The 22,688-nt window shown below is 73.1% G+C and carries 22 protein-coding genes; 8 read left to right on the top strand and 14 right to left on the bottom strand.

Annotation, left to right across the window (positions count from 1 at the left end):
* Nucleotides 1-30: 30 nt before the first annotated feature.
* On the top strand, nucleotides 31-417 hold the full coding sequence (locus OG440_RS13585; protein WP_406007107.1) for an STAS domain-containing protein: 387 nt from the start codon (nucleotides 31-33) through the stop codon (nucleotides 415-417).
* Here the strand turns inward: OG440_RS13585 and OG440_RS13580 are convergent.
* The 3 genes from OG440_RS13580 to OG440_RS13570 all read right to left on the bottom strand — a co-directional run bounded on the left by OG440_RS13580 (nucleotide 301) and on the right by OG440_RS13570 (nucleotide 3,948).
* Nucleotides 301-1,317 (bottom strand): sigma-70 family RNA polymerase sigma factor, encoded by a 1,017-nt coding sequence (locus tag OG440_RS13580; protein WP_406007106.1) that lies wholly within the window; start codon nucleotides 1,315-1,317, stop codon nucleotides 301-303. The genes OG440_RS13585 and OG440_RS13580 overlap by 117 nt on opposite strands.
* Nucleotides 1,318-1,442: 125 nt before the next feature.
* Nucleotides 1,443-2,558 (bottom strand): DNA polymerase III subunit beta, encoded by a 1,116-nt coding sequence (gene dnaN / locus OG440_RS13575; protein ID WP_406007105.1) that lies wholly within the window; start codon nucleotides 2,556-2,558, stop codon nucleotides 1,443-1,445.
* 118 nt (nucleotides 2,559-2,676) lie between these two features.
* Complete coding sequence (locus OG440_RS13570) at nucleotides 2,677-3,948, bottom strand: MFS transporter (protein WP_406007104.1); 1,272 nt, start codon at nucleotides 3,946-3,948, stop codon at nucleotides 2,677-2,679.
* A 63-nt stretch (nucleotides 3,949-4,011) separates the two neighbouring features.
* On the opposite strand from OG440_RS13570, the gene OG440_RS13565 reads away from it, so the two are divergent.
* A complete protein-coding gene (locus OG440_RS13565) occupies nucleotides 4,012-4,974 on the top strand; it encodes a LysR family transcriptional regulator (protein ID WP_406007103.1) in 963 nt (320 codons plus the stop codon).
* Nucleotides 4,975-4,999: 25 nt separating this feature from the next.
* Here the strand turns inward: OG440_RS13565 and OG440_RS13560 are convergent, their stop codons facing one another.
* Nucleotides 5,000-5,773: an alpha/beta hydrolase gene (locus OG440_RS13560; RefSeq protein ID WP_406007102.1), complete on the bottom strand. Its 774-nt coding sequence runs from the start codon at nucleotides 5,771-5,773 to the stop codon at nucleotides 5,000-5,002.
* A gap of 113 nt (nucleotides 5,774-5,886) precedes the next feature.
* On the opposite strand from OG440_RS13560, the gene OG440_RS13555 reads away from it, so the two are divergent.
* Nucleotides 5,887-7,083 (top strand): adenosine deaminase, encoded by a 1,197-nt coding sequence (locus OG440_RS13555; protein WP_406007101.1) that lies wholly within the window; start codon nucleotides 5,887-5,889, stop codon nucleotides 7,081-7,083.
* Nucleotides 7,084-7,221: 138 nt separating this feature from the next.
* Nucleotides 7,222-7,575 carry an ATP-binding protein gene (locus tag OG440_RS13550; RefSeq protein ID WP_406007100.1) on the top strand — a complete coding sequence of 118 codons (354 nt, stop codon included), beginning with the start codon at nucleotides 7,222-7,224 and terminating at the stop codon, nucleotides 7,573-7,575.
* Nucleotides 7,576-7,661: 86 nt separating this feature from the next.
* Here OG440_RS13550 and OG440_RS13545 read toward each other — a convergent pair whose 3' ends face one another.
* The 5 genes from OG440_RS13545 to afsQ1 form a co-directional block, all read right to left on the bottom strand.
* The gene (locus OG440_RS13545; RefSeq protein WP_406007099.1) at nucleotides 7,662-7,865 is read right to left on the bottom strand and encodes a PspC domain-containing protein; all 204 of its coding nucleotides are present in this window, start codon (nucleotides 7,863-7,865) and stop codon (nucleotides 7,662-7,664) included.
* 92 nt (nucleotides 7,866-7,957) lie between these two features.
* The gene (locus tag OG440_RS13540; protein ID WP_406007098.1) at nucleotides 7,958-8,509 is read right to left on the bottom strand and encodes a VanZ family protein; all 552 of its coding nucleotides are present in this window, start codon (nucleotides 8,507-8,509) and stop codon (nucleotides 7,958-7,960) included.
* 175 nt (nucleotides 8,510-8,684) lie between these two features.
* Entirely contained in the window at nucleotides 8,685-9,311 is a 627-nt protein-coding gene (locus OG440_RS13535) for a hypothetical protein (RefSeq protein WP_406011345.1), read from the bottom strand.
* Nucleotides 9,312-9,316: 5 nt separating this feature from the next.
* Complete coding sequence (locus OG440_RS13530) at nucleotides 9,317-10,975, bottom strand: ATP-binding protein (protein WP_406007097.1); 1,659 nt, start codon at nucleotides 10,973-10,975, stop codon at nucleotides 9,317-9,319.
* The gene (afsQ1, locus tag OG440_RS13525; protein ID WP_028807033.1) at nucleotides 10,972-11,649 is read right to left on the bottom strand and encodes a two-component system response regulator AfsQ1; all 678 of its coding nucleotides are present in this window, start codon (nucleotides 11,647-11,649) and stop codon (nucleotides 10,972-10,974) included. Before afsQ1 ends, OG440_RS13530 begins: the two co-directional genes overlap by 4 nt.
* 652 nt (nucleotides 11,650-12,301) lie before the next feature.
* Here afsQ1 and OG440_RS13520 point away from each other — a divergent pair.
* Complete coding sequence (locus OG440_RS13520; protein WP_406007096.1) at nucleotides 12,302-13,081, top strand: SigE family RNA polymerase sigma factor; 780 nt, start codon at nucleotides 12,302-12,304, stop codon at nucleotides 13,079-13,081.
* Between the two features lie 193 nt (nucleotides 13,082-13,274).
* Here the strand turns inward: OG440_RS13520 and OG440_RS13515 are convergent, their stop codons facing one another.
* Complete coding sequence (locus OG440_RS13515; protein WP_406007095.1) at nucleotides 13,275-13,979, bottom strand: uridine kinase; 705 nt, start codon at nucleotides 13,977-13,979, stop codon at nucleotides 13,275-13,277.
* A 58-nt stretch (nucleotides 13,980-14,037) separates the two neighbouring features.
* Here OG440_RS13515 and OG440_RS13510 point away from each other — a divergent pair, with 58 nt between their 5' ends.
* A complete protein-coding gene (locus tag OG440_RS13510; protein WP_406007094.1) occupies nucleotides 14,038-14,445 on the top strand; it encodes a hypothetical protein in 408 nt (135 codons plus the stop codon).
* Between the two features lie 84 nt (nucleotides 14,446-14,529).
* Here OG440_RS13510 and OG440_RS13505 read toward each other — a convergent pair whose 3' ends face one another.
* From OG440_RS13505 to deoC, 3 genes are read right to left on the bottom strand one after another with little or no spacing between them, the layout of a single operon-like run.
* Nucleotides 14,530-15,441, bottom strand: a complete 912-nt coding sequence (locus tag OG440_RS13505; protein WP_406007093.1) for an aldehyde dehydrogenase family protein — start codon at nucleotides 15,439-15,441, stop codon at nucleotides 14,530-14,532.
* Nucleotides 15,431-16,882 carry an aldehyde dehydrogenase family protein gene (locus OG440_RS13500; RefSeq protein ID WP_406007092.1) on the bottom strand — a complete coding sequence of 484 codons (1,452 nt, stop codon included), beginning with the start codon at nucleotides 16,880-16,882 and terminating at the stop codon, nucleotides 15,431-15,433. The genes OG440_RS13505 and OG440_RS13500 overlap by 11 nt, the downstream gene beginning before the upstream one ends.
* A 5-nt stretch (nucleotides 16,883-16,887) precedes the next feature.
* Entirely contained in the window at nucleotides 16,888-17,850 is a 963-nt protein-coding gene (gene deoC / locus OG440_RS13495; protein WP_406011344.1) for a deoxyribose-phosphate aldolase, read from the bottom strand.
* A gap of 123 nt (nucleotides 17,851-17,973) precedes the next feature.
* Between deoC and OG440_RS13490 the strand changes: the two genes are divergently transcribed.
* Together OG440_RS13490 and OG440_RS13485 are read left to right on the top strand one after the other, a co-directional pair.
* Complete coding sequence (locus tag OG440_RS13490; protein ID WP_406007091.1) at nucleotides 17,974-18,687, top strand: PH domain-containing protein; 714 nt, start codon at nucleotides 17,974-17,976, stop codon at nucleotides 18,685-18,687.
* Nucleotides 18,688-19,026: 339 nt separating this feature from the next.
* On the top strand, nucleotides 19,027-20,745 hold the full coding sequence (locus OG440_RS13485; RefSeq protein WP_406007090.1) for a hypothetical protein: 1,719 nt from the start codon (nucleotides 19,027-19,029) through the stop codon (nucleotides 20,743-20,745).
* Between the two features lie 284 nt (nucleotides 20,746-21,029).
* On the opposite strand, the gene OG440_RS13480 is transcribed toward OG440_RS13485, so the two are convergent.
* Nucleotides 21,030-22,661, bottom strand: coding sequence for a phospho-sugar mutase (locus OG440_RS13480; RefSeq protein WP_406007089.1), 1,632 nt, complete (start codon nucleotides 22,659-22,661; stop codon nucleotides 21,030-21,032).
* Nucleotides 22,662-22,688 lie beyond the last annotated feature (27 nt).

The raw sequence follows: 22,688 nt of genomic DNA, 5'->3' as shown, positions 1-22,688 counted from the left end.
GGGCCGCCCGACCGCGGTCCTCGCGCTGCGATGAGTTGGGCGTCCCGTGCCGGTCTACCGATCGTGGAATCGACGACACCGCCCGTGTTCACCCTGACCGGCCCCGTCACCCGACCCCGGGTGGCAGGGCTCGTCGACGACGTGCGGGCGCTGCTGGACGCCACCGGCGCCCCGGTCGTCGTCTGTGACGTCGCCGGGATCGGGCCGCCGGGGCTCGTCGCCGTCGACCTGCTGGCCAGGCTTCAGCTGGCCGCCCGGCGGGCCGGGGGACACATCCGGCTGCGCGCCCCCGACGCGGCGCTACGCGCCCTGCTCGACCTCGTCGGTCTCCGCTTCGAGGTGGAGCGGGAGGCCGAAGAGGGGGAACCAGCGCGGGGTGTCGAGGTAGAAGTGGAACCCGGTGAGGCGGCCGTCTGAGATCTCCAGGACCTGGATCGCCCACGGCGTGAACCCGCCCCGGTCCGGGTCCGGCTTGTACTGGGCGAAGCCCGGCAGGCCGTTGACCTGGACCGGCAGCAGGCGCGAGCCCTCGCACGCGGAGCCGAGCGTGGTCATGAAGCCGGTGATGTCGTCGTGTCCGGTCAGCCACAGGTCGAACGGCGGCATCGTCATGACGGCGTCCTCGTGCAGGAGGGCCGTCAGCGCCGTCATGTCATAGCCCTCGAAGGCCGCCACGTAGCGGTCGAGCAGTCTCCGCTGCTCCTCGTCCAGCGGGTCGGACACGGCCGCGTGCGCGCCGGAGGTCTCCCGCTCGGACAGCGTCGCCCGCGCCCGCTGGAGCGCGCTGTTGACCGAGGCGACCGAGGTGTCGAGCAGCTCGGCGACCTCGCTCGCCTTCCACGCCAGCACCTCCCGCAGGATCAGCACCGCCCGCTGCTTCGGCGGGAGCTGCTGCAAGGCGGCCATGAACGCGAGGCGCACGGACTCCTTGGCGACCGCCGCCTCGGCCGGGTCCTCCACCGTCGGCAGCACACGGGCGTCCGGCATCGGTTCCAGCCAGGTGTTGTCGGGACGGGGGGAGAGTGCCGCCCGGGCGAGCGGCGTGGCCTCGGAGAGGTCCATCGGCCGGGCCCGTTTGTTGCCCGCCGTCAGCATGTCCAGACAGACGTTGGTCGCGATCCGGTACAGCCACGAGCGCAGACTGGAGCGGCCCTCGAACTTGTCGTAGCTGCGCCAGGCCCGCACCAGGGTGTCCTGCACCGCGTCCTCGGCCTCGAAGGAGGAGCCGAGCATGCGGTAGCAGTAGCCGGTCAGCTCGGTCCGGTGCTTCTCCAGTGCGACGTCGATGTCGGTCGTCGTCGCCGTGCCGTTGCCCATCGTCCACCCACCCCTGTGGCCGTTCCGTCACGCGTCTTCGCGCACTTCGGAAGCTACCGCAGCCCACTGACAACGGCCCGCCGAGTCGACGAAAGCCCAGCTCGGAGCCCTTGCGCGGGCCGCGCTCAGACCAACTGCTTCACGGACATCAGCAGGTGCCGGTGGGCCTCGGAACCGTCCGCAGCGCCCAGCAGCGCCCGCTGTCCCGTCCCCCTCAGCTCCACCCGCAGGGTCGGCGCCTCGAAGGAGGCCAGCGCGTCCAGCAGGTAGGCGGGGTTGAAGGCCACGGTGACCTCCTCGGCGCCGGTCAGCCCGGCGGGCAGCCGCTGGGTGGCCATGTCGTCGCCGTACCCGGCGCGCAGCAGGACGGATCCGGCCGAGAAGTCCAGCCGCACCGGGCTGTTCGCCTCCGCCACCACCGCGACCCTGCGCACGGCCTCGGTCAGCGCCGCGCCGTCCACCTCGGCGACCGCGGACCCCGCCATGTCGAACAGCTTCCCGTAGGCGGGCAGCCGCCCGTCGAGCCGTCGCACGACGGTCCGCATCCGGCCGCCCTCGAACCCGATCGGACCGGCACCCGAGGCACCGTCGAGCCCGACCCGCACGACCCCGCACCGGGCCAGCGACCGGGTCACGTCCAGCAGCCGCCGGGCCGGCACGAGCGCCTCCGCCACCCCGTCGGCGGCCGCCTCGGGCTTCCACTCCAGCCGCCGCACCGCGTACCGGTAGCGGTCCGAGGCGGACAGCGTCATCTCGTCGCCCTCCAGCCGCAGCTGGACGCCGGTCAGCACCGGCAGCGTGTCGTCGCGGCCCGCGGCCACCGCGACCTGGGCGACGGCGGTCGCGAACGCGGCCGAGTCCACGGTGCCGTACGCCCGCGGCGGTGCGGGCGGGGTGGGGTACTCCTCGCGCGGCAGGGTCGACAGGCCGAAACCGGTGCCGCCCGCCTCGATCGTGAACCGGGTGCCGTCCAGGGCGCAGCTCACCGGCCCGTCCGGCAGCACCTTGCAGATGTCGAGGAGCCGGCGGCCGAACACCAGCACCCGGCCCGACGCGCCGACCTCGGCGTCGGTCTCGATCCGCGCCGCCGTCTCGAAGTCGAAGCCGGACACGGTCAGCCGGCCCTGCGCCGCGTCCAGCAGCAGCCCGCCCAGCACGGGTACGGGCGTACGGGCGGGCAGCGCGCGGGCCGCCCAGCCCACCGCCTCGACGAGATCGCCGCGGTCGATCCGGAACTCCATCGGAAAATCCCCCTGCTCGATCCGGTTGTCGCGTGTCGCGCGCAGGCTAGGCGCCACCACTGACAACCGGTCCCGAACAGGGGGAACACGTGCCCGGGCCCCGCGGGCCGCGGGACGTTCAGTGCGCGGCGACCAGCGTGCCCCGGCGGGCCGCCCGCGTCCCGAACACCGTGATCGTCACGACGCCGAGCACCGCGAGGACACCCACGCCGACCGTGCCGGCCCAGCCGCCCGAGTGGAAGGCCAGCGCGCCGACCGTGGAACCGGTGCTGGAGCCGATGTAGTACGCGGACTGGTACAGCGCGGAGGCCTGGGCGCGGCCGGTCGTCGCCGTCTTGCCGACGGCCGAGGAGGCCACCGCGTGCCCCGCGAAGAAGCCCGCCGTGATCAGGACCAGGCCGAGCAGGACCAGCCCCAGCGAGTCCGCCAGCGACAGCAGCAGTCCGGTGGCCGTGGTGCCGCCCGCCAGATACAGCGCCCCGCGCCGGCCGAAGCGGCCGACCAGCCGGCCCGCCGTCGACGCCGACACCGTGCCCACCAGGTACACCAGGAAGATCGAGCCGACGATGCCCTGGGGCAGGGAGAACGGCTCCTCCGTCAGCCGGTAGCCGATCACCGTGTACACGCCGCCGAAGACCGTCATGAACAGCGCGCCGATCGCGTACAGACGGCACAGCAGCGGGTTGGCGAGGTGCTCGCGGACCGTGCCGATCAGCACGCGCGGCGCCAGTGAACCCGTCTTGAAGTGCCGGGGCGTCGGCAGCAGCAGCCGGAAGGCGATGGCGCAGGCCACCGCGAGGGCGCCGATCACCCCGACGGCCACCCGCCAGCCCCACTCCTGCGCGACCCAGCCGGTGATGACCCGGCCGCTCATCCCGCCGACGCTGTTGCCCGCCACGAACAGGCCGATCGCCGTGACGAGCGCCTTCGGCCGGACCTCCTCGGCGAGATACGCGGTCGCCGACGCCGGAAGACCGGCCAGCGCCGCGCCCTGCACCGCCCGCAGCACGACCAGCGTGCCCAGCGAGGGCGCGAACGGGACCAGCAGGCCCACGCCCACGGCGACGCCCAGCGAGGCCGTCATGACCGTACGGCGGCCGTAGCGCTCCGACAGTGCGCTCATGGGGAGCACGAACAGCGCCAGTCCGCCGGTCGCCGCCGCCACCGTCCAGCTGGCCTGGCCCGCCGCCACCCCGAAGTCGTTCGAGATCAGCGGCAGGAGCGCCTGCGTGGAGTACAGCAGCGCGAAGGTCGCCACACCGGCGAGGAAGAGCGCGAAGCTCATCCGGCGGTAGCCGGGGCCGCCGGGGGTCAGCCGGGAGTCGGAGGAGAGGGGAACGGAGGACGCGGCGCCCACGATCGTGGACGCCCCGGTACTGGCGGGAGACATGCCTCGAAGTTACGTACGCCCCTCCTCATCCGTCCAATGCATGGAATCGTCATAATCGTTCCCATGGTGCATCAGCAGAGGTCAGAGGCTCGCCTGTCACCGTCCAGTGACACAGAAGACATGGCGGACATGGGGAGGCTGCTGGCCCCCCGGCTCGCGTACTTCGCCGGGGTCGCCCGTACCGAGCACGTCACGCGCGCCGCGCAGGAGATGCAGGTCCCGCAGTCGACGCTCTCGCGGGCCATGGTCCGCCTCGAACAGGACCTGGGCGTCGACCTGTTCGCCCGTCACGGCCGCACGGTCTCCCTCACCCCCGCCGGGCGCACCTTCCTCGCCTCCGTCGAGCGCGCCCTGGGCGAGATCGAGCGGGCCGCCGACGAGGTGCGGGCGGACGCCGACGCGGCCACCGGCAAGGTCGCCTTCGGCTTCCTGCACACCATGGGCGCCGAGACCGTCCCCGGGCTGCTCCACGCCTTCCGCGCCGATCACCCGCGCGTCCGCTTCAGCCTGGTCCAGAACTACGGCGAGGCGATGCTGGAGGGGCTGCGGGCGGGGGAGCTGGACCTCTGCCTGACCTCACCGGTCCCGGACGCCCCCGACCTGGTGGCCCGCCGCCTCGACGAACAGAAGCTGCGCCTGGTCGTCCCCGCCGACCACCGTCTCGCCGCCCGCAGGCGGGTGCGCCTGGCCGAGGCCGCCGACGAGACCTTCGTGACCCTGGAACCGGGCTACGGCCTGCGCCGCATCACCGACGACCTCTGCAAGGAGGCCGGTTTCCGGCCCCGGATCGCCTTCGAGGGCGAGGAGGCGGAGACCCTGCGCGGTCTGGTGGCGGCGGGGCTGGGCGTGGCGCTGCTGCCACCGCCCGCCGTGGCGCGCCCGGGGGTGGTGGAGCTGACGGTGACGGCCCCGCGCGCGGCCCGCGAGATCGGCGTGGCCTGGCTGGACGGCCACCCCGACACCCCGCCCGTGGCCGCCTTCAAGAAGTTCCTGCTGTCGAGAAGGGGCAATTTGCTGCCGGACTGAGGGCCGTGCTCCGGAGGGGCATGCCTCACGGGCGGCCCGGGCGCCGTAACGAGGTGCCGAACCCCACGGCCAACGGCATCCGCAGCCCCAGCGGCGGCGGGGCGGCCAGCGCGTCCTCCACCGGCCGGGAGAGCGCCCGGCCGAACAGCGCGCCCATGACGAAGTCCTCGGCCAGCGCGAGGACTTCACCGCGGTACTGGTGCAGTCGGTGACCGTCGGAGTGCACCTCGAAGCGGCACACGTCCCGGTTCGCCTTCTTCGCCCGCGCCGCGAGCCGGAACGACAGCTCGGGGTCGCAGCGTTCGTCCTTGGTGCCGTGCACGATCAGCACGCGACGCCCGGCCAGCTGCTTCACCGGTTCGGGCGGAGCGGCCATGTCCTCCTCCGGCAGCCAGGGAGCGATCGCCAGTACGGAGTTGACGGCCTCGTGGCCGCCCGCCCGCAGCGCGGCCCGCGCGCCCATGTCGACGCCGGCCAGGCACACGGGGACGTCTCCGTAACGCCGTACGGCCTCGTCGGCGGCCCAGGCCGCGTCGGCCGCGAGATGCGCCTCGCTGCCGTTCCAGCCGCGGTAGCGGTAGTGCACGGCGTGCACGGCGAGACCCTCCGCGCGTCCCGCCCGGGCCAGCCTGCGCCCCAACCCCCGCACGGAGGCGGCCGCCCACACGGCGGACGGTCTCCGGTCGGACACCTCCTCACCACCCGGGAGCAGCACCACCACCCCGCTCACGGACGTCGGCGCGGGGCCGAGCGCCTTCCCCAGCCGGACCGTCCGAACCGGCGTCACATCCTGTGCCATGGCAGAACAGTGTCAGAAACGATGATGTACTCCACCCGTCCGTGCGGTCACCGTTACATATCGGCGGAGTTGTACAGCGCGCCGTCTACGCGCGTAGGAGCTAGAGTGCGGAAATGACGAGCCAGAGCACCCAGGCGGGCATCACCCCGAGCTCGGACCAGATCCGGCGGGCACCCAAGGTTCTGCTGCACGACCATCTCGACGGCGGGCTGCGCCCCGGCACGATCGTCGACCTCGCCCGGGACGCGGTCCCCCACAGCCCTGACGGCGTGGGACGTGCCCCCATCGCCCCACTCCCGGAAACCGACCCCGACAAGCTCGGCATCTGGTTCCGCGAGGCCGCCGACTCCGGTTCGCTGGAACGGTATCTGGAGACCTTCTCGCACACCGTCGGCGTGATGCAGACCCGCGACGCGCTCGTCCGGGTCGCCCGCGAGTGCGCCGAGGACCTCGCCGAGGACGGTGTCGTCTACGCCGAGGTGCGGTACGCGCCCGAACAGCACCTCGACGGCGGGCTGAGCCTCGAAGAGGTCGTCGAGGCCGTCAACGAGGGCTTCCGGGAAGGCGAGCGCACGGCCCGGCGCAACGGACACCGCATCCGGGTCGGCGCGCTGCTCACCGCCATGCGCCACGCGGCCCGCTCCCTGGAGATCGCCGAACTCGCCAACCGCTACCGGGACCTGGGCGTCGTGGGCTTCGACATCGCGGGCGCGGAGGCGGGCTTCCCGCCCACCCGGCACCTCGACGCCTTCGAGTACCTGAAGCGCGAGAACAACCACTTCACCATCCACGCCGGCGAGGCCTTCGGCCTGCCGTCGATCTGGCAGGCCCTCCAGTGGTGCGGCGCCGACCGGCTCGGCCACGGGGTCCGCATCATCGACGACATCGAGATCGCCGCCGACGGCACCGTGAAGCTCGGCCGGCTCGCCTCCTACGTCCGCGACAAGCGCATCCCCCTGGAACTGTGCCCCAGTTCCAACCTCCAGACCGGAGCGGCCGCCTCGTACGCCGAGCACCCCATCGGCCTGCTGCGCCGGCTGCACTTCCGGGCCACCGTCAACACGGACAACCGCCTGATGTCCGGCACCAGCATGAGCCGGGAATTCGAGCACCTTGTCGACGCGTTCGGTTACACGCTCGAAGATCTCCAGTGGTTCTCTGTCAATGCTATGAAGTCAGCATTCATTCCTTTCGATGAACGACTTGCCATGATCAATGACGTGATCAAGCCCGGATATTCCGAGCTGAAGTCCGAATGGCTGTTCCAGCAGACCGCTTCCACCAGCGGTTCTGCGGGAACGGAAGGCTGAGTAGCGGTTTTTCGGGGCATGGGATGCGGGCGGGTGTTCACCATCCGTCCGCATTTCAATGTTTGCCGCCGACCCCTCTGCGTGTTTACGGTCGAGAACCGTTCAGTTCCCCGTATCCCATTCGAGGACGCATTCATCATGAAGCAGTCTGCTGCCAAGACCCTCGGTGTCGCCGCTCTCGGTGCCGCCTTCGCCGCCGTCGGTGCGGGCGCCGCGAACGCCGCCCCCGCCGTCCCGGACGCCACGCAGGCCCTGGACGGAGTCACCAGGACGCTGCCGGCGGAGAACCTGACCTCGGCGCTGCCCGCGGCCGGTGAGGTGCTGACGCAGGCCCAGCCGGCGCTCGGCGCGGGCCTGACCGCCGCCCAGCCGGTCGCCGAGAAGCTGCTCGCCGAGGGGCCGACCGCGCCCGTCGCCGGTCTGCTCGGTGGTCTGCCGCTCAAGGGCCTGCCGACGCACGGCCTCCCGCTGAACGGCATCCCGCTCGGCTGAACAACGCCGCCCCTCCCGCACGACACGCCGTCGGGGCGCACCCGGAAACACCGGGCGCGCCCCGACGGCGTTGCCGTGGGCGGCCGTCACCAGGCCGTGCGCGCCGCCTTGTCCTCCGACGGCAGCAGGACCCACAGCGCTATGTAGAGCAGGAACTGCGGGCCGGGCAGCAGACAGGAGAGCAGGAAGATCACGCGCATCGTGGTCGCGGACGTGCCGAAGCGCTTGGCCAGCGCGGCGCACACTCCGCCGATCATGCGGCCGTGGGTGGGGCGAGCGAGGCTGGACATCTGCGGCTCCTTCGCGAGCGTCCGAGACGGGCCCTTGCGGCCCGCTCCGTCTACCTGAACGCTACGGTGACGAAGGGGGACGAAGCGTCGCTCTACGGTGCGACCCCGACCCTGGTAATCCTCGGGGTCAGACCCTGAGCGGCCTCCTCCTGACGGACCGCGGTCCGCCCCCGGCGCTCGTCCCCGCGCCGCAGCCACGCGCGCACCGCCGGCACCACCGCGACATGCGCCAGCGCCACGCCCAGGGTGTTCAGCAGCATCGAGTCGACGTCCACGACCTGACCGGGCACCCCGGTCTGCAACAGCTCGATGCCCAGCGACAGCAGGGCGCCCGCGGTGACCGTGCGGATCAGGGAGGCGAGCGGCGAGACCCGCGGCCTGCCGTGCACCAGCGGCAGCAGAAAACCCAGCGGGGCCAGCAGCGCCAGCCCTTCGCCGATCCGCCGGGCCGCCTCGGGCCAGCCCAGTCTCAGGTCGGCCCTGATCCCGTCGAACGGATGGAGGTTGGCCGGCACCACCCAGGGGACGTTCAGCGGGCGCAGCGCGACCCAGGCGACGAACACGAGATGGGCGGCCAGGAGGAGAATCCCGGTCGCGCGGATGCGGATCGCGGCGCTGCCGCCGATGGAGCCTTGACGCTGCACGCCCCCCAAGACGCGCCCCCCGGCACGATCGGTTCCGGCTCGCCCCCCGGCAGCGGCGCGAGTCCGCCGTCCCGCCCGGCCGCCACCGCCCTCCGGCAGACGGTGACCTGCGACGACCACGGCCACCGCGCAGCACTTGAGGCGTCCGCCACACCGGCCGGACCCGGGGCCCCGCTCAGCCGCGGTCGGTGACCGCCGAGGACGGGGGCTCCGCGCTGCCGGGACGGGAGCGGACCTCGTCGGTGCACTCGTAGCGGCGCAGCGGGTCGGAGCCGGGGCCGCCCAGGATCACCGAGCCGTCGCCCTCGGCCGCCGCCGAGTCGGAGAACGTACAGACGAGCTGGGCGAGGGCGTACGAGGTCAGGTCGCCGGGCTGGGCGCTCAGCCGCAGCGCGTCGTCGGGATCCTTCGGACCGGGTCCGCGGACCGTCATGCCACCGCGTACGTCCGTCGTGTACCCGGCCTCCTTCTCGGCCGCCGAGGGCGACTCGGCGAGCTGGTCGAGCAGCCCCTGCGCCACCAGCACCCGCCGCTCGAAGTCCGCCGCGCCGTCCGGCACCCGCACGGTCCGGTCGACGGCCACCAGCGACGAGCCGCACAGCAGGAACACCTGCACCGGCACGCCCGCGCGGGCGGACTGCGAGGTCACGTCCGGCTCGGTGAGCGAGCAGCGTGCCCGGGAGGGCGCCGCCCCGAAGTCGGTCGGCACCTCGGTCGCCCGGATCCCGCAGCCGGCGAGCAGCACGGCCAGGCCGGCCAGCACGGGAACGGCGAGCAGCCGTCGTACCCTCGCACGGCGCATGGTCACTACGCGTCCCCCTTGTCCCGCACGGACTTCCCGGCCTTCCCGGACTGCCCCGCCTTCCCGGACTGCACGGGCATGGACTGCACGGCCTGCGCCGGCCGCCCGGCGGCCCGCTGGCCCTCCTCCTCGCCGCCCTCGTCCGCCGCCTCCAGCACCCCCCGGGGCAGTCGCAGCGTGAACACCGCACCGCCCTCCGGGGAATTGGCGGCGGTGATCCCGCCGCCGTGGATGTGGGCGTTCTCCAGGGCGATGGACAGGCCGAGCCCGCTGCCCTCGGAGCGCGGCCGGGAGGCGCTCGCCTTGTAGAACCGGTCGAAGACGTGCGGCAGCACCTCCTCGGGGATACCGGGCCCGTGGTCGCGCACGGAGATGACGACCGCGTCCTCCGCCGCCGTCACCGACACCCGCACCGGCGAACCGCCGTGCTTGAGCGCGTTGCCGATGAGGTTGGCGAGGATCACGTCCAGCCGGCGCGGGTCGAGCAGGGCGTGGATGCCGCGCTCGGCGTCCAGATCGACCGCGTCCAGCCAGGCGCGCGCGTCGATGCAGTGGGTGATCTGGTCGGCCACGTCGACGTCGTCCAGCACCAGCCGCGCCGTACCGGCGTCGAAGCGGGTGACCTCCATCAGGTTCTCGACCAGGTTGTTCAGCCGCCGGGTCTCGCTGACCACCAGCCGGACCGCGGGCTCGATCATCGGGTCGATGCTGCCCGACTCGGCGTCCAGCTCCTCCTCCAGCACCTCCGCGACGGTGGTGATGGCGGTCAGCGGGGTGCGCAGCTCGTGCGACATGTCGGCGACGAACCGCCGCGAGGCGTCGTCGCGGGCGGCCATGTCGTCGACCCGCTTCTCCAGTGCCTCGGCCGTGCGGTTGAACGTCCGCGACAGATCCGCGAGTTCGTCCGTCCCCGACACCTGAAGCCGCGTGTCGAGCCGTCCCTCGCCGAGCCGCCGCGCCGCGACGCCCAGCCGGTGCACCGGCTTCAGGACGGTCGTGGCGGCGGCCTGCGCGAGCAGCGCGGCGCCGATCAGCGCGAGGCCGGTGGCGATTCCCAGCGACCAGGCCAGCGAGTTGAGGTCCTTGGCCTCCGGCTCCAGCGACTTGCGCATGTACCCGGTCGGTCCGCCCCCGATCACCTTCGTCCCGGCCACCAGATAGGGCGTGCCGTGGTCCACGACCCGCTGCCAGTACAGGTGGTACGGCGACTTGTTGCCGCCCGTCACGTCCTGCCGCTTGTTCACCGCCGTACGCAGCGACCCGGGCACGTCGTCCAGCGCGAACCCGTTCAGGCCGCCCGAGTTGCCGTAGACGGTCTTGCCGCTCGCGTCCTCGCCCACCAGCAGCACGCCGAAGCGCTGGCTGCTGTTGGCCATCTGCCCCGCGGTGTGCTGGAGCTCGTCCTGCGACGGATGCTCGGGCAGCGAGCCCGCCCGGTTCTGCATCTCCTGCTCGAAGTCCCGCAGCACCGCACCCTGGGTACGGGTCAGCACGGCCTCGCGGTTGAGCCAGTACGCGATGCCGGACGCGGACACGGCGGCGGTCAGCGCCACCGCCCCGAAGACGACGACGAGCCGCAGCCGCAGGCTGGTGAAACGCAGCCGCGACAGTCTTCCCCTGCGCGCCGCGGACCAGCCGCGGAGCCCCCCTGACGGCTGTGTCACTGAGGGGCGTCCAGGCGGTAGCCGACGCCGCGCACGGTGCGGATCAGGACCGGGGACGACGGCACGTCCTCCACCTTGGCCCGCAGCCGCTGGACACAGGCGTCCACCAGCCGGGAGTCGCCGAGGTAGTCGTGCTCCCACACCAGCCGCAGCAACTGCTGCCGGGACAGCGCCTGCCCCGGCCGCCGGCTCAGTTCGAGCAGCAGCCGCAGTTCGGTCGGCGTGAGCTGGAGGTCCTCGCCGTTCTTCGTCACCGTCATCGCCGCGCGGTCGATGACGAGACTGCCGAACGTCGCGGAGTCGCTCGACTCGCGCTCGCCGCGCCGCAGCACGGCCCGGATCCGGGCGTCCAGCACCCGGCCCTGCACTGGTTTGACGACGTAGTCGTCGGCGCCGGACTCCAGCCCGACGACCACGTCGATGTCGTCGCTGCGCGCGGTCAGCAAGATGATCGGCAGTTGGTCGGTGCGCCGGATGCGCCGGCACACCTCGAAACCGTCGATGCCGGGCAGCATCACGTCCAGCACGATGAGATCCGGCCGCTGCTCGCGCAGCAGCTTCAGACCGTCCTCACCGCTGGCAGCGGTGGCCACCCGGTGTCCCTGGCGCGTCAGTGAGAGCTCCAGGGCCGTACGGATGGCGTCGTCGTCCTCGATCAGCAACAGGGAAGGCACGGGCTCATTCTGGCCCATGAGGGGCCTGTCGTTCGACCTGTGGGTCGGTGGTGAGGCGCCGGAGTGAGGTGGTTCCGGCGGCGGGGGCGGGCCGGAGAGGGCCGGACGCATCGCGCGAACGCCTGTGCCGGTGTCGTACATCCATACGAGCCGCACCCCGTAGACCTGCGGTTTCGACCGGTGGGAGCGGTCCCTCGCGGGTGCGCGGACCGAGCGGTGCGGCCGGATCCGACCAGATCGGCCGGACCTCCCCGCCGGGCCGTGGGTGTCCCCGAGACCGGCCGGGAACCCGCGCGTCAGCCCGCCGTCCCCGTCGTGGACCGTCTCCTGGGGCCGTAGCGGCCGCGGACGCGGGGGGCCGCCGCGGGGCCCCTGTGCGTCGCCGCGGCGACGCACAGGGGCGTCTGGGGCGTCTCGCGGCGCCCCGGGCCGACCTGCGCGGACCAGGTCAACTGCCGTACTGCGGACGCCTGTGCACGGCCTGTGGTGTTGCCGTGACGGGCCCCTGTGACAGGTCTGTGACAGTCGGCGGACACGGCGATGAAGTGGCCCGGGCAATCTTTTGGTCACGGGCAAGGCGACGCGGAACGACAGCGGGACCGGACCGAAGCGAGAGACCGAACACCGGTAAGTCCACGACGGGGGGCGCGAGATGAACACGCTGCACGGTATGAGCACCAACGCAGTCGCAGTCGTCACGCGTCTGCACGACGTGAACCGGGGTTCCGAGAAGTCCGGTGCCGACGGGGGCCCCTCCCGCACGAGCGGTTTCGAGCGTGGGGGAGGGCGGGGGTGCGCTCGCGGCACCGGGCGACAGCACACCACCTTCATGACGGTGGTCGACACGGGGGAACAGGCGGCTCACGGGGGAGCCGCGTACAGGGAGGACACGGGGGAGCGTCGTTCGCTGACCGAGGCGGAGTTCACCGCCTACGTCCAGGAGCGCCGCGCCTCCCTGTACGCCACCGCCTACCACCTCACCGGCGACCGCTTCGAGGCCGAGGACCTGCTGCAGAGCGCGCTGTTCTCGACGTACCGGGCGTGGGACCGGATCAGTGACAAGGCCGCGGTCGGCGGATACCTCCGCCGGACGATGACCAACCTGCACATCAGCGCGTGGCGCCGCCGCAAGCTGAACGAGTACCCGACCGAGGAACTGCCGGAGACGCCCGGCGACACGGACGCGATGCGCGGCACCGAACTGCGCGCGGTCCTGTGGCAGGCGCTGACCCGGCTGCCCGAACTCCAGCGGACGATGCTGGTCCTGCGCTACTACGAGGGCCGTACCGACCCGGAGATCGCGGAGATCCTCGACATCAGTGTCGGCACGGTGAAGTCCAGCATCTGGCGGTCGCTCCGCCGGCTGCGTGAGGACGAGGTCCTCAGCTTCGGCCGTGACGAGGAGGACGCCTTCGGGGAGCTTGTCGCCTGAGGGTGAACGGGGGAAACACGGGGGAAAGCGGTACCGGGGGGCCCGACGGGGGACGTCTGGGGAGCGGTACCGCGCCGGTACGGGGGAAGCACCACCCCGGGGGGACACGGGGGAGCACCGAGGAAGCGGGGCTGGTGGGCCGGGGGGTCCAACCAGTCCCGCTTCTGCGTGTACCGCCTCCGGCGGAATGGTTCTAGGCGGCCGTGGGTGCCGCCGGGGCGCGCCGGCCGGTCGCCGCCGCCAGGCGGCCCAACGCCTCGTCGCGGTCGCAGGCGTGCGCTCCGAGCGCGGTCTGCCGGGCGACGATGGAGCGTTCGGCGCGCATCAGGCGCCAGCCGCGGCGCAGCAGGAAGGGCACCGACTTGCGGCCCTCCTTCAGATCCCGCAGGAAACGGCGGCGGAAGGTCTTCACCGGACCGCGGCTCAGGCACAGCGCGTCGGCCAGGACACCCAGTTCGCGGCACCGGTTCACGATCTCGGCGGCGAAGATGCCCTCCGCGATGAACAGCGGGGTCCGCCCGATCTCGATCGCGTCCGCGCCGGTGCGCGCGCTGAGCGAGATGTCGTAGACGGGAACATGTGTACGGCCCGTGGCGCAGAGTTCCACGATCGAGGCGACGGCCGTGTCCGCGTCCCACGACGCGGGGTGGTCCCAGTCGATGTCGGAGCTCGCGGCGACCAGCGGCAGCGTCGGGTCGTCGCCCTCCTTGTAGAAGTCGTCGAGCCGCAGCACAGGGAGGCCGGAGCGGGCGGCGAGCAGGGACTTGCCGGAGCCGGAAGGGCCGCAGAGCAGCACGACTCGCGTCGGTATGGGCGGAGGGGAGGTCACGGGACACCAGTCTGAGGCATCCCCCCGGCCGTCAACGACCCCGCGGGTCGACTTTGAAGCGCGCGTCACACCTCAACTACCCTTCGTGTCGACCTGATCACCTTGCGCATCAGAAGGCGGCACTGCGATGGCCCGACACGCTTCTCCCCAGACCTCCAACGGCCGGCGCGCCCTCGCCGCCCTCGCGACCGCCGGGGTGGCGCTGGGCGCCGCCGCCGGGACCGCCGCCGCGGCGACCGGCGAACCGGCCGTCGACGTGGTGCGGACGAGGCCCACCTCGGTCGGTCACCTCGACCCGCAGGCGGGCCTGCAGGGGGCGCTCGGCTCCCTCACGTACGTCACCGGCGCCGTCTCCGGCCTCAAGCCCAACCCCCTCGCGGGCACCGGCGTCGACCCCCTCGACAACGGCGTCGGCACCCAGCTCGCCGACTTCAAGCCGCTGACCTCCCAGATGCTCACCGGGCCGGTGGCCCAGGCGCAGTCCATCGGCTCGATCCCGGTGCTGGGGGACGTGACGAAGGTGCTGGGCGGCTGAGGCCGGCCCGCACGGACGGAAGCCGCGCCGCCCCCGGACGGAGGGGTGGCGCGGCTTCCGCGTCTCGCGGCCCGGGGAGCAGGCCTAGTACGACGAACCCGAGGCGCCCAGCGAACCCGTGGGGTGCCAGACCGTCTTGGTCTCCAGGAAGGCCGTCATGCGGTCGGTGCCGGGGTCGGCGCTCCAGTCGTCCACAGGCTGTGGACGAAGGACGCGCTTCAGGTTGTCGGCCGCCGCGATCTCCAGCTCCTTCGCCAGCACGTCGTCGGCGCCCGCGAGGTCGATCGCGTTGACGTCCTGGTGGGCGGCGAGGGGCGCCGCGATCTCCGCCGTACGGCCGGAGAGGACGTTGACGACCCCGCCGGGCACGTCGGAGGTGGCCAGCACCTCGCCGAGCGACAGCGCCGGCAGCGGGGAACGCTCGCTCGCGATCACGATCGCCGTGTTGCCGGTCGCGATCACCGGCGCGAGGACCGAGACCAGGCCCAGGAAGGACGACGCCTGCGGCGCCAGGACCGCGACCACGCCCGTCGGTTCGGGCGAGGAGAGATTGAAGTACGGGCCCGCGACCGGGTTCCCGCCGCCCACCACCTGGGCGATCTTGTCGGTCCAGCCCGCGTACCAGACCCAGCGGTCGATCGTCGCCTCGACCTGGCCGGCGGCCTTGGACTTCGACAGGCCCTCGGCGTCGGCGACCTCGTGGACGAACTGGCCCTTGCGGCCCTCCAGCATCTCCGCGACGCGGTAGAGGACCTGGCCCCGGTTGTACGCCGTCGCCCCGGACCAGCCGCCGAACGCCTTGCGCGCGGCGACGACCGCGTCTCGGGCGTCCTTGCGGGAGGACTGCGGTGCGTTGGCCAGCCACTTGCCCTGTGCGTCGGTCACCTCGTACACCCGGCCGCTCTCGGAACGCGGGAACTTCCCGCCGACGTACAGCTTGTAGGTCTTGAAGACGCTCAGCCGCTGCTGCTCGGTCTTGTCAGTCTTATCGGACATCGAGGTACGCCTCCAGGCCGTGGCGGCCGCCCTCGCGGCCGAAGCCCGACTCCTTGTAGCCGCCGAACGGCGACGTCGGGTCGAACTTGTTGAACGTGTTGGACCAGATCACGCCCGCGCGGAGCCTGCTCGCCACCGCGAGGATGCGGGAGCCCTTCTCCGTCCAGATACCGGCCGACAGGCCGTACGGCGTGTTGTTGGCCTTGGCGACGGCCTCCTCCGGCGTGCGGAAGCTGAGGACCGACAGGACCGGGCCGAAGATCTCGTCGCGGGCGACGGTGTGCGCCTGGGTGACGTTCGTGAAGAGCGTCGGGGCGAACCAGTAGCCGGAGGCGGGCAGTTCGCAGGCCGGGGACCAGCGTTCGGCGCCCTCCGCCTCGCCCTGCTCGACGAGCGAGGTGATGCGCGAGAGCTGCTCGGCGGAGTTGATCGCGCCGATGTCGGTGTTCTTGTCGAGCGGGTCGCCGAGCCGCAGGGTGGCGAGGCGGCGCTTCAGCGACTCCAGCAGCTCGTCCTGGATCGACTCCTGGACGAGGAGCCGGCTGCCCGCGCAGCAGACCTGGCCCTGGTTGAAGAAGATGCCGCTGACGATGCCCTCGACGGCCTGGTCGATCGGCGCGTCGTCGAAGACGATGTTGGCGCCCTTGCCGCCCAGTTCGAGCGTGACCTTCTTGCGCGAGCCTGCGACCTGCCGGGCGATCGCCTTGCCGACGGCCGTCGAGCCGGTGAAGGCGACCTTGTTCACGTCCGGGTGCGCGACCAGCGCGGCGCCCGCGTCGCCGTAGCCGGGGAGGATGTTGACGACGCCCCTGGGCAGACCCGCCTGGCGGCAGACGTCCGCGAAGAACAGGGCGGACAGCGGGGTGGTCTCGGCCGGCTTCAGGACGACCGTGTTGCCGGTGGCGAGCGCCGGGGCGATCTTCCACGCCAGCATCAGGAGCGGGAAGTTCCAGGGGATGACCTGGCCGGCGACGCCCAGCGGCCTCGGATTCGCGCCGAAACCGGCGTGGTCGAGCTTGTCGGCCCAGCCCGCGTAGTAGAAGAAGTGCGCGGCGACCAGGGGCAGGTCGGCGTCGCGGGTCTCCCTGATCGGCTTGCCGTTGTCCAGCGTCTCCAGGACGGCCAGTTCGCGGCTGCGCTCCTGGATGATCCGGGCGATGCGGAACAGGTACTTGGCGCGCTCGGCGCCCGGCAGCGCGGACCACTTGCCGAAGGCCTTGCGGGCGGCCCGCACGGCACGGTCGACGTCCGCCTCGCCCGCCTGGGCGATCTCGGAGAGGACCTCCTCGGTGGACGGCGACACGGTCTTGAAGACCTTGCCCTCGGCCGCCTCGGTGAACTCGCCGTCGATGAACAGGCCGTAGGAGGGGGCGATGTCGACGACCGAGCGGGACTCGGGGGCCGGAGCGTACTCGAATGCGGATGCAGTCGTGGATGCCATGGTGATCAGTCCACCGTCACGTAGTCGGGGCCGGAGTAGCGGCCGGTGGCCAGCTTCTGACGCTGCATCAGCAGGTCGTTCAGGAGCGAGGAGGCGCCGAAGCGGAACCAGTGGTTGTCCAGCCAGTCCTCGCCCGCGGTCTCGTTGACCAGGACGAGGAACTTGATCGCGTCCTTGGTGGTGCGGATGCCGCCGGCGGGCTTCACGCCGACCTGGACGCCGGTCTGGGCGCGGAAGTCGCGCACGGCCTCCAGCATCAGGAGCGTGTTCGCGGGAGTGGCGTTGACGGCGACCTTGCCGGTCGAGGTCTTGATGAAGTCGGCGCCCGCGAGCATGCCGAGCCAGCTCGCCCGGCGGATGTTGTCGTACGTCGACAGCTCGCCCGTCTCGAAGATGACCTTCAGCCGGGCGGACGTCCCGCACGCCTCGCGCACGGCGGTGATCTCGTCGTACACCTTCAGGTACTTGCCGGCGAGGAACGCCCCGCGGTCGATGACCATGTCGATCTCGTCGGCGCCCGCGGCGACGGCGTCACGGACGTCCGCGAGCTTCACCTCCAGGGCGGCGCGGCCGGCCGGGAAGGCGGTGGCGACGGAGGCGACCTTGACGCCGGAGCCGGCGACGGCCGCCTTGGCGGTGGCGACCATGTCCGGGTACACGCAGACCGCGGCCGCGGCAGGGGTCGTACGGTCGGTGGGGTCGGGGTGGACCGCCTTCACGCCGAGCGCCCGGACCTTGCCCGGGGTGTCCGCGCCTTCCAGCGTCGTCAGGTCGACCATCGAGATGGCGAGGTCGATGGCGTACGCCTTCGCGGTCGTCTTGATGGAACGGGTGCCGAGCGCGGCGGCGCGAGCCTCCAGGCCGACCGTGTCGACGCCGGGCAGCCCGTGGAGGAAGCGGCGCAGCGAGCCGTCGGACGCCGTGACGTCCGTGAGTGCGTCGGCTGCGGTAGGTGTATTGGTGGGCATGGTCACCAGACGAGCATATCTACGCGCGTAGCGGCTGTACACCCCGGCGATCGCATCCGTGCTCGTCGTGAACCGCGGGGTCGGGGACGAGCGGGCCGGTGGGCGTCGGGCAGAATCGGGCTCATGACGACCCCGGAAGACCAGCCACCCGCACCGCAGCCCTCGGTACCCGAGACCCACGACCGCGTCTACCGGTCGCCCGCGGGCCTGGCCGGCGGCGTGCTGCTGCTTGGCCTGGTGGGCTGGCTGGGCCTCGACGCGATCTTCTCGGGCGAGGGGCGCACGCCCTGGCTGGCGCTCGCGGTGCTGATCCTGGTGGTGCCGCTGGTGGTCGCCTTTACCCTGCGGCCCGCCGTCTTCGCCGGCCGGGACCGGCTCCGGGTGCGCAACCCGTTCCGGGTGATCGTGCTGCCGTGGGGGCAGGTGGCCTCCCTGCGGTCCGGCTACTCCAACGAGGTCGTCGCCGCGTCGGGAACGAAGTTCCAGCTGTGGTCCATCCCCGTCTCGCTGCGGGCGAGGAAGAAGGCGAACCGGCGGGTCTCCAGGGCGGCGGCCGAGGGGTCCGGCGGGACCGGTGGCCAGGGCCTGCGCAACGGCGGCGGGTTCGGCAGCGTCGGCGGCCTGCGGGGCGGGGGGCCGCGCAACGCCGGCCCGGTGGCGGACGGGCCCGCGCGCGCCGAGACCGACCGCGTCATGGACGAGCTGCGGGAGCTGTGGGCAGCGCGCGAGAAGGCGGAGTCCGCCCAGGGCGAGGTGACCGTGCGCTGGGCCTGGGAGATCCTCGGCCCGGCGGTGGCGGGTGCCGTGGTGCTGGGGATCCTGCTCGGCGTGGGGTGAGCGGCCTGGGCCTGGGGCCTTGGGTTCGCGGCCTGGGGTGAGGTGCCGGGTCCGGGGGCCCGGCCCTTGGGTTCGGGCCGGGTGCCGGGTGCCGGGTGCCGGGTGCCGGGTGTCGGGGCCGGGTCCGGAGGCCGGGCCGGGGTGCGGGCGCGGGTGTGGGGCGCGTTGTGGGGCCGGGGCGGTGGACGATGGCGCTCGGGGTGTGAGGGTGTGGGGTGAATCGTGATCCGGGCGTTGCCGTGGATCACAGGGTCTTTCGTCATGATCGGTACATGCCCCGGCCGTGACGGCCGTTGTGCGGGGCCCTGAGATCTGGTGGGCCGGTGGGCCGGGGGAACGATGAGTACGCATTCTGCTGAGGTTCTGCGCCTGCCCGAGGCGGCGACACCCGAGGGCTGCCCGCTCTGGGACGCCGGGCAGGCGGCACGCTGGACGCGCGCGCTGCCGCCGCGCTGGGTGCCCGTGCGGGCGCGGACGTCGCTGTTCGTGGCGCTGCAATTGACGGCCGTGGCCGGCGCCGGTCTGCTGGCCCGGTCCGCCGGACTGCCCGGCTGGGCTGCCGCACTGGTCGCCCTGCACGTCGTGTGGTGCGTGCTGCGGCCCGAGGCGGCCCTGGTCCTCATGCCCTTCGCCGCCGCCGTCGTACTGGCGCTGGGCGACTTCGGCTGGCTCGTCCGGCTGGGGCTGCTGGCCGCGCTCGTGGGCGTCTGGACGGCCGTGTGCCTGCGGCTGGCCGCACGGAGGCGGCAGCGGGCGGCGGGGCACGAGGCCGCCGGGGGAGTGACCGCCGGGGTGCCCTTCCGGGCGCCCGGTGACGCGGGCCGCCGGGCGGAGCGCGGGACGTTTCTGCTCTGGTCCGGGCTCGTCACGGTCGTCGCCGGAGGAGCCCTCGGCGCCACCGCGGGCCTCTGGGACCTGGCCGAGGACCGGCAGACGGTTCCGGCGGCCGGCTGGTGCCTCGCCGGGCTCGGCCTCACGGTGCTGCTCTCCGCGGCCCTGGCCCGCCGCCGGGCCCTCGGGCTGCGCCGGGCGCCCGTCCCGGTGCTGCGGGTGCTCGTGCGGGAGAACGCCGACGTCGAGACCGAGGTCTTCGCCGCCGACGACATCGCCGCGCTGCGCCCCTTGTTCACGGTCTCCACGGTCGCGCTGGGCGGGGGCACGACGGATGACGGTGACGGTGACGACGCAGCCGACGGTGGTGCCGGTGCCGGTGCCGGTGCCGGTGACGCCGATGACGAGGCCGTCCGGGAGCTGATCTCGCGGATCGACGACGAGCGTGCCGGGCCCCTGCGGGAGGCCGTCCTGTACGGAGCCCCCTACGACGGCGCGGAGATCGTACTCCTCGCCGCCGCCGACAAGGCCGGTGAGCCGCCGGTGGTGGAGATGTCCGTGGGGCCCGTGCGGCCGGTGACGGGCGTCGCGTACCGGTGGCGGCTCCGGGCCGAGAAGAGCAAGGCCGCCCGGGAGACCCGGCAGGAGGCGCTGAGCGGGGCCGCCGCCGCGGCCGTCGCCGAGCGGACCGGTCAGGACGCCGCAGGCGTCGGCGTGCGGAGGTGGCGCGCCGGGTGGGCCGACTGGATCGCCGCCGGTCTCGTGCTGGCGTTCCTCGCGCTCTACTGGGACGGCTCCTCGTGGTGGACGTACGTCTCCCGATCGGGCGCCGTCCTGCTCGCCGCGCTGCTGCTGCCGCGCCGGCTCGCCTGGCGGATCACCGCCGACCGCGAGGGCCTGTGGTTCAACGGCCTGACCGGCGTGCGGCACCTCACCTGGGACGACATCCGGCTCGTGCGGTGCGAGGGCGCCCGGCTGAGGATCCGCGGCAGGCAGGACTCGTTCGAGGAGTGGCGGGTGGCCTCGCCGCGCTGGGCGTGGCTGGAGAGCAGGCTGGGCGTGCTGCACCCGTACGAGCGGACGGTCGCCGAGATCACCGCGATGTGGGAGGACCCGGCGGGCCGCCCGGCCGACCTGGCGGACGAGGGACGGCGAGGACGTGCCCTGTGGCCGCTCGGGATCGTCCTCGGCGTCGTGGGCGCGGCGACCACGCTGTTCCTGCCGTGACCCCGTGACCCCGTGACCCCGTGACCCCGTGACCCCGTGACCCCGTGACCCCGTGACCCCGTGACCCCGTGACCCCGTGACCCCGTGACCCCGTGACCCCGTGACCCCGTGACCCCGTGACCCCGTGACGCCGTCCCGCCGTCCCGCCGAGCCGGTCGTGCCCGGCCCGATCGTGCCCGGTCCGGTGACGTCCGGGGCCCGTGTGCGGCGCCGGGCCACCCGGGAGGGGTGCCCGGCGCACGGGTGTCGTGGGGTGCGCCCGCCACGCCGACCGGCGGCGCGGGTCAGATGCCGGCCGCCGCCGACAGGTCCCGCTTGATCGCGGCGAGCAGCTCGTCCGCCGTGCGGCGGGCCGCCGGGAGGCCGTCGTGCGCGGGGACCGGGACCACGACCTCCAGGTAGCACTTCAGCTTCGGTTCGGTGCCGCTGGGGCGGACGATGACCCGGGCGCCGTCCAGCGTGTAGCGCAGGCCGTCGGTGGGGGGCAGCTTGTCCGTGCCCAGGGTGAGGTCCTCGGCCCTGGTGACGGCCAGGCCCGCGAGGGAGGTCGGGGGCCGCTCGCGGAGCCGCTCCATCGCGCGGGTGATGAGCGAGAGGTCCTGTACGCGCACCGACAGCTGGTCGGTGGCGTGCAGCCCGTGCTCCACGGCGAGGTCGTCGAGCAGGTCGAGGAGGGTGCGGCCCTCGGCCTTGAGGACGGAGGCGAGCTCCGTGACGAGCAGCGCGGCGGTGATGCCGTCCTTGTCGCGTACGCCCTCGGGGTCCACGCAGTAGCCGAGGGCCTCCTCGTAGCCGTAGCGCAGGCCGTCGACGCGGGCGATCCACTTGAAGCCGGTGAGGGTCTCCTCGTAGGGCAGGCCCGCCTTCTCGGCGATACGGCCGAGGAGGGAGGAGGACACGATCGACTCGGCGAACGTGCCCCGCGCGCCGCGCCGGACGAGGTGCGCGGCGAGCAGCGAGCCGACCTCGTCGCCCCGCAGCATGCGCCAGTCGCCCGCGTGGGGCACGGCCACGGCGCAGCGGTCGGCGTCCGGGTCGTTGGCGATGATCAGGTCGGGGCCGGTCTCGCGGGCCCTGGCGAAGGCCAGGTCCATCGCGCCGGGCTCTTCCGGGTTGGGGAAGGCGACGGTCGGGAAGTCCGGGTCGGGCTCGGCCTGCTCGGTGACGAGGACGGGCTCGGGGAAGCCCGCGCGGGCGAAGGCCGCCAGCAGGACGTCCTTGCCCACGCCGTGCATCGCGGTGTACACCGCGCGGGCCGTGCGGGGGGAGTCCGGGGCGAGGACGGCGTCCGTACGGGCCAGATAGGCGTCGAGGACGGCCTCGTCGAGGGTCTGCCAGCCGGCCTCCGGACGCGGCACGTCCTTCAGGGCGTCGATCGCGTCGATCTCGGCCGCGATCCCGGCGTCGGCGGGCGGCACGATCTGCGAGCCGTCGCCCAGGTACACCTTGTAGCCGTTGTCGCGCGGCGGGTTGTGACTGGCGGTGACCTCCACGCCGGCGACCGCGCCCAGGTGCCTTATGGCGAAGGCGAGGACGGGGGTGGGGAGCGGCCGGGGGAGCACGGCCGTCCGGAAGCCCGCGCCCGTCATCACGGCCGCCGTGTCGCGCGCGAAGTCCTCCGACTTGTGGCGGGCGTCGTAGCCGATGACGACGACCCCGCCGGTCCCGCCGTTCTTCGTGAGGTACGCGGCGAGGCCGGCGGCGGCACGGATGACGACCGCGCGGTTCATCCGCATGGGCCCGGCCCCGAGCTCGCCGCGCAGGCCCGCGGTACCGAACTGGAGGGTGCCGCCGAACCGGTCGGCGAGCTCGGTGACGTCCTTGGCCTCGATGAGCCCGGCGAGCTCGGCGCGGGTCTCCGGGTCGGGGTCCTCCGCGAGCCAGGTCTGGGCGCGGGCGAGGAGATCGTCGTGCACGGGGGGTCACCCTCCGGTTGCTTGTCG

Origin of the sequence: Streptomyces sp. NBC_00637 (genome assembly GCF_045161545.1) — a bacterium.
In the GTDB taxonomy this organism is placed as follows: domain Bacteria; phylum Actinomycetota; class Actinomycetes; order Streptomycetales; family Streptomycetaceae; genus Streptomyces.
Note: the sequence above shows the minus strand (reverse complement) of the source record. Positions and strands in the feature narration are given on the sequence as shown.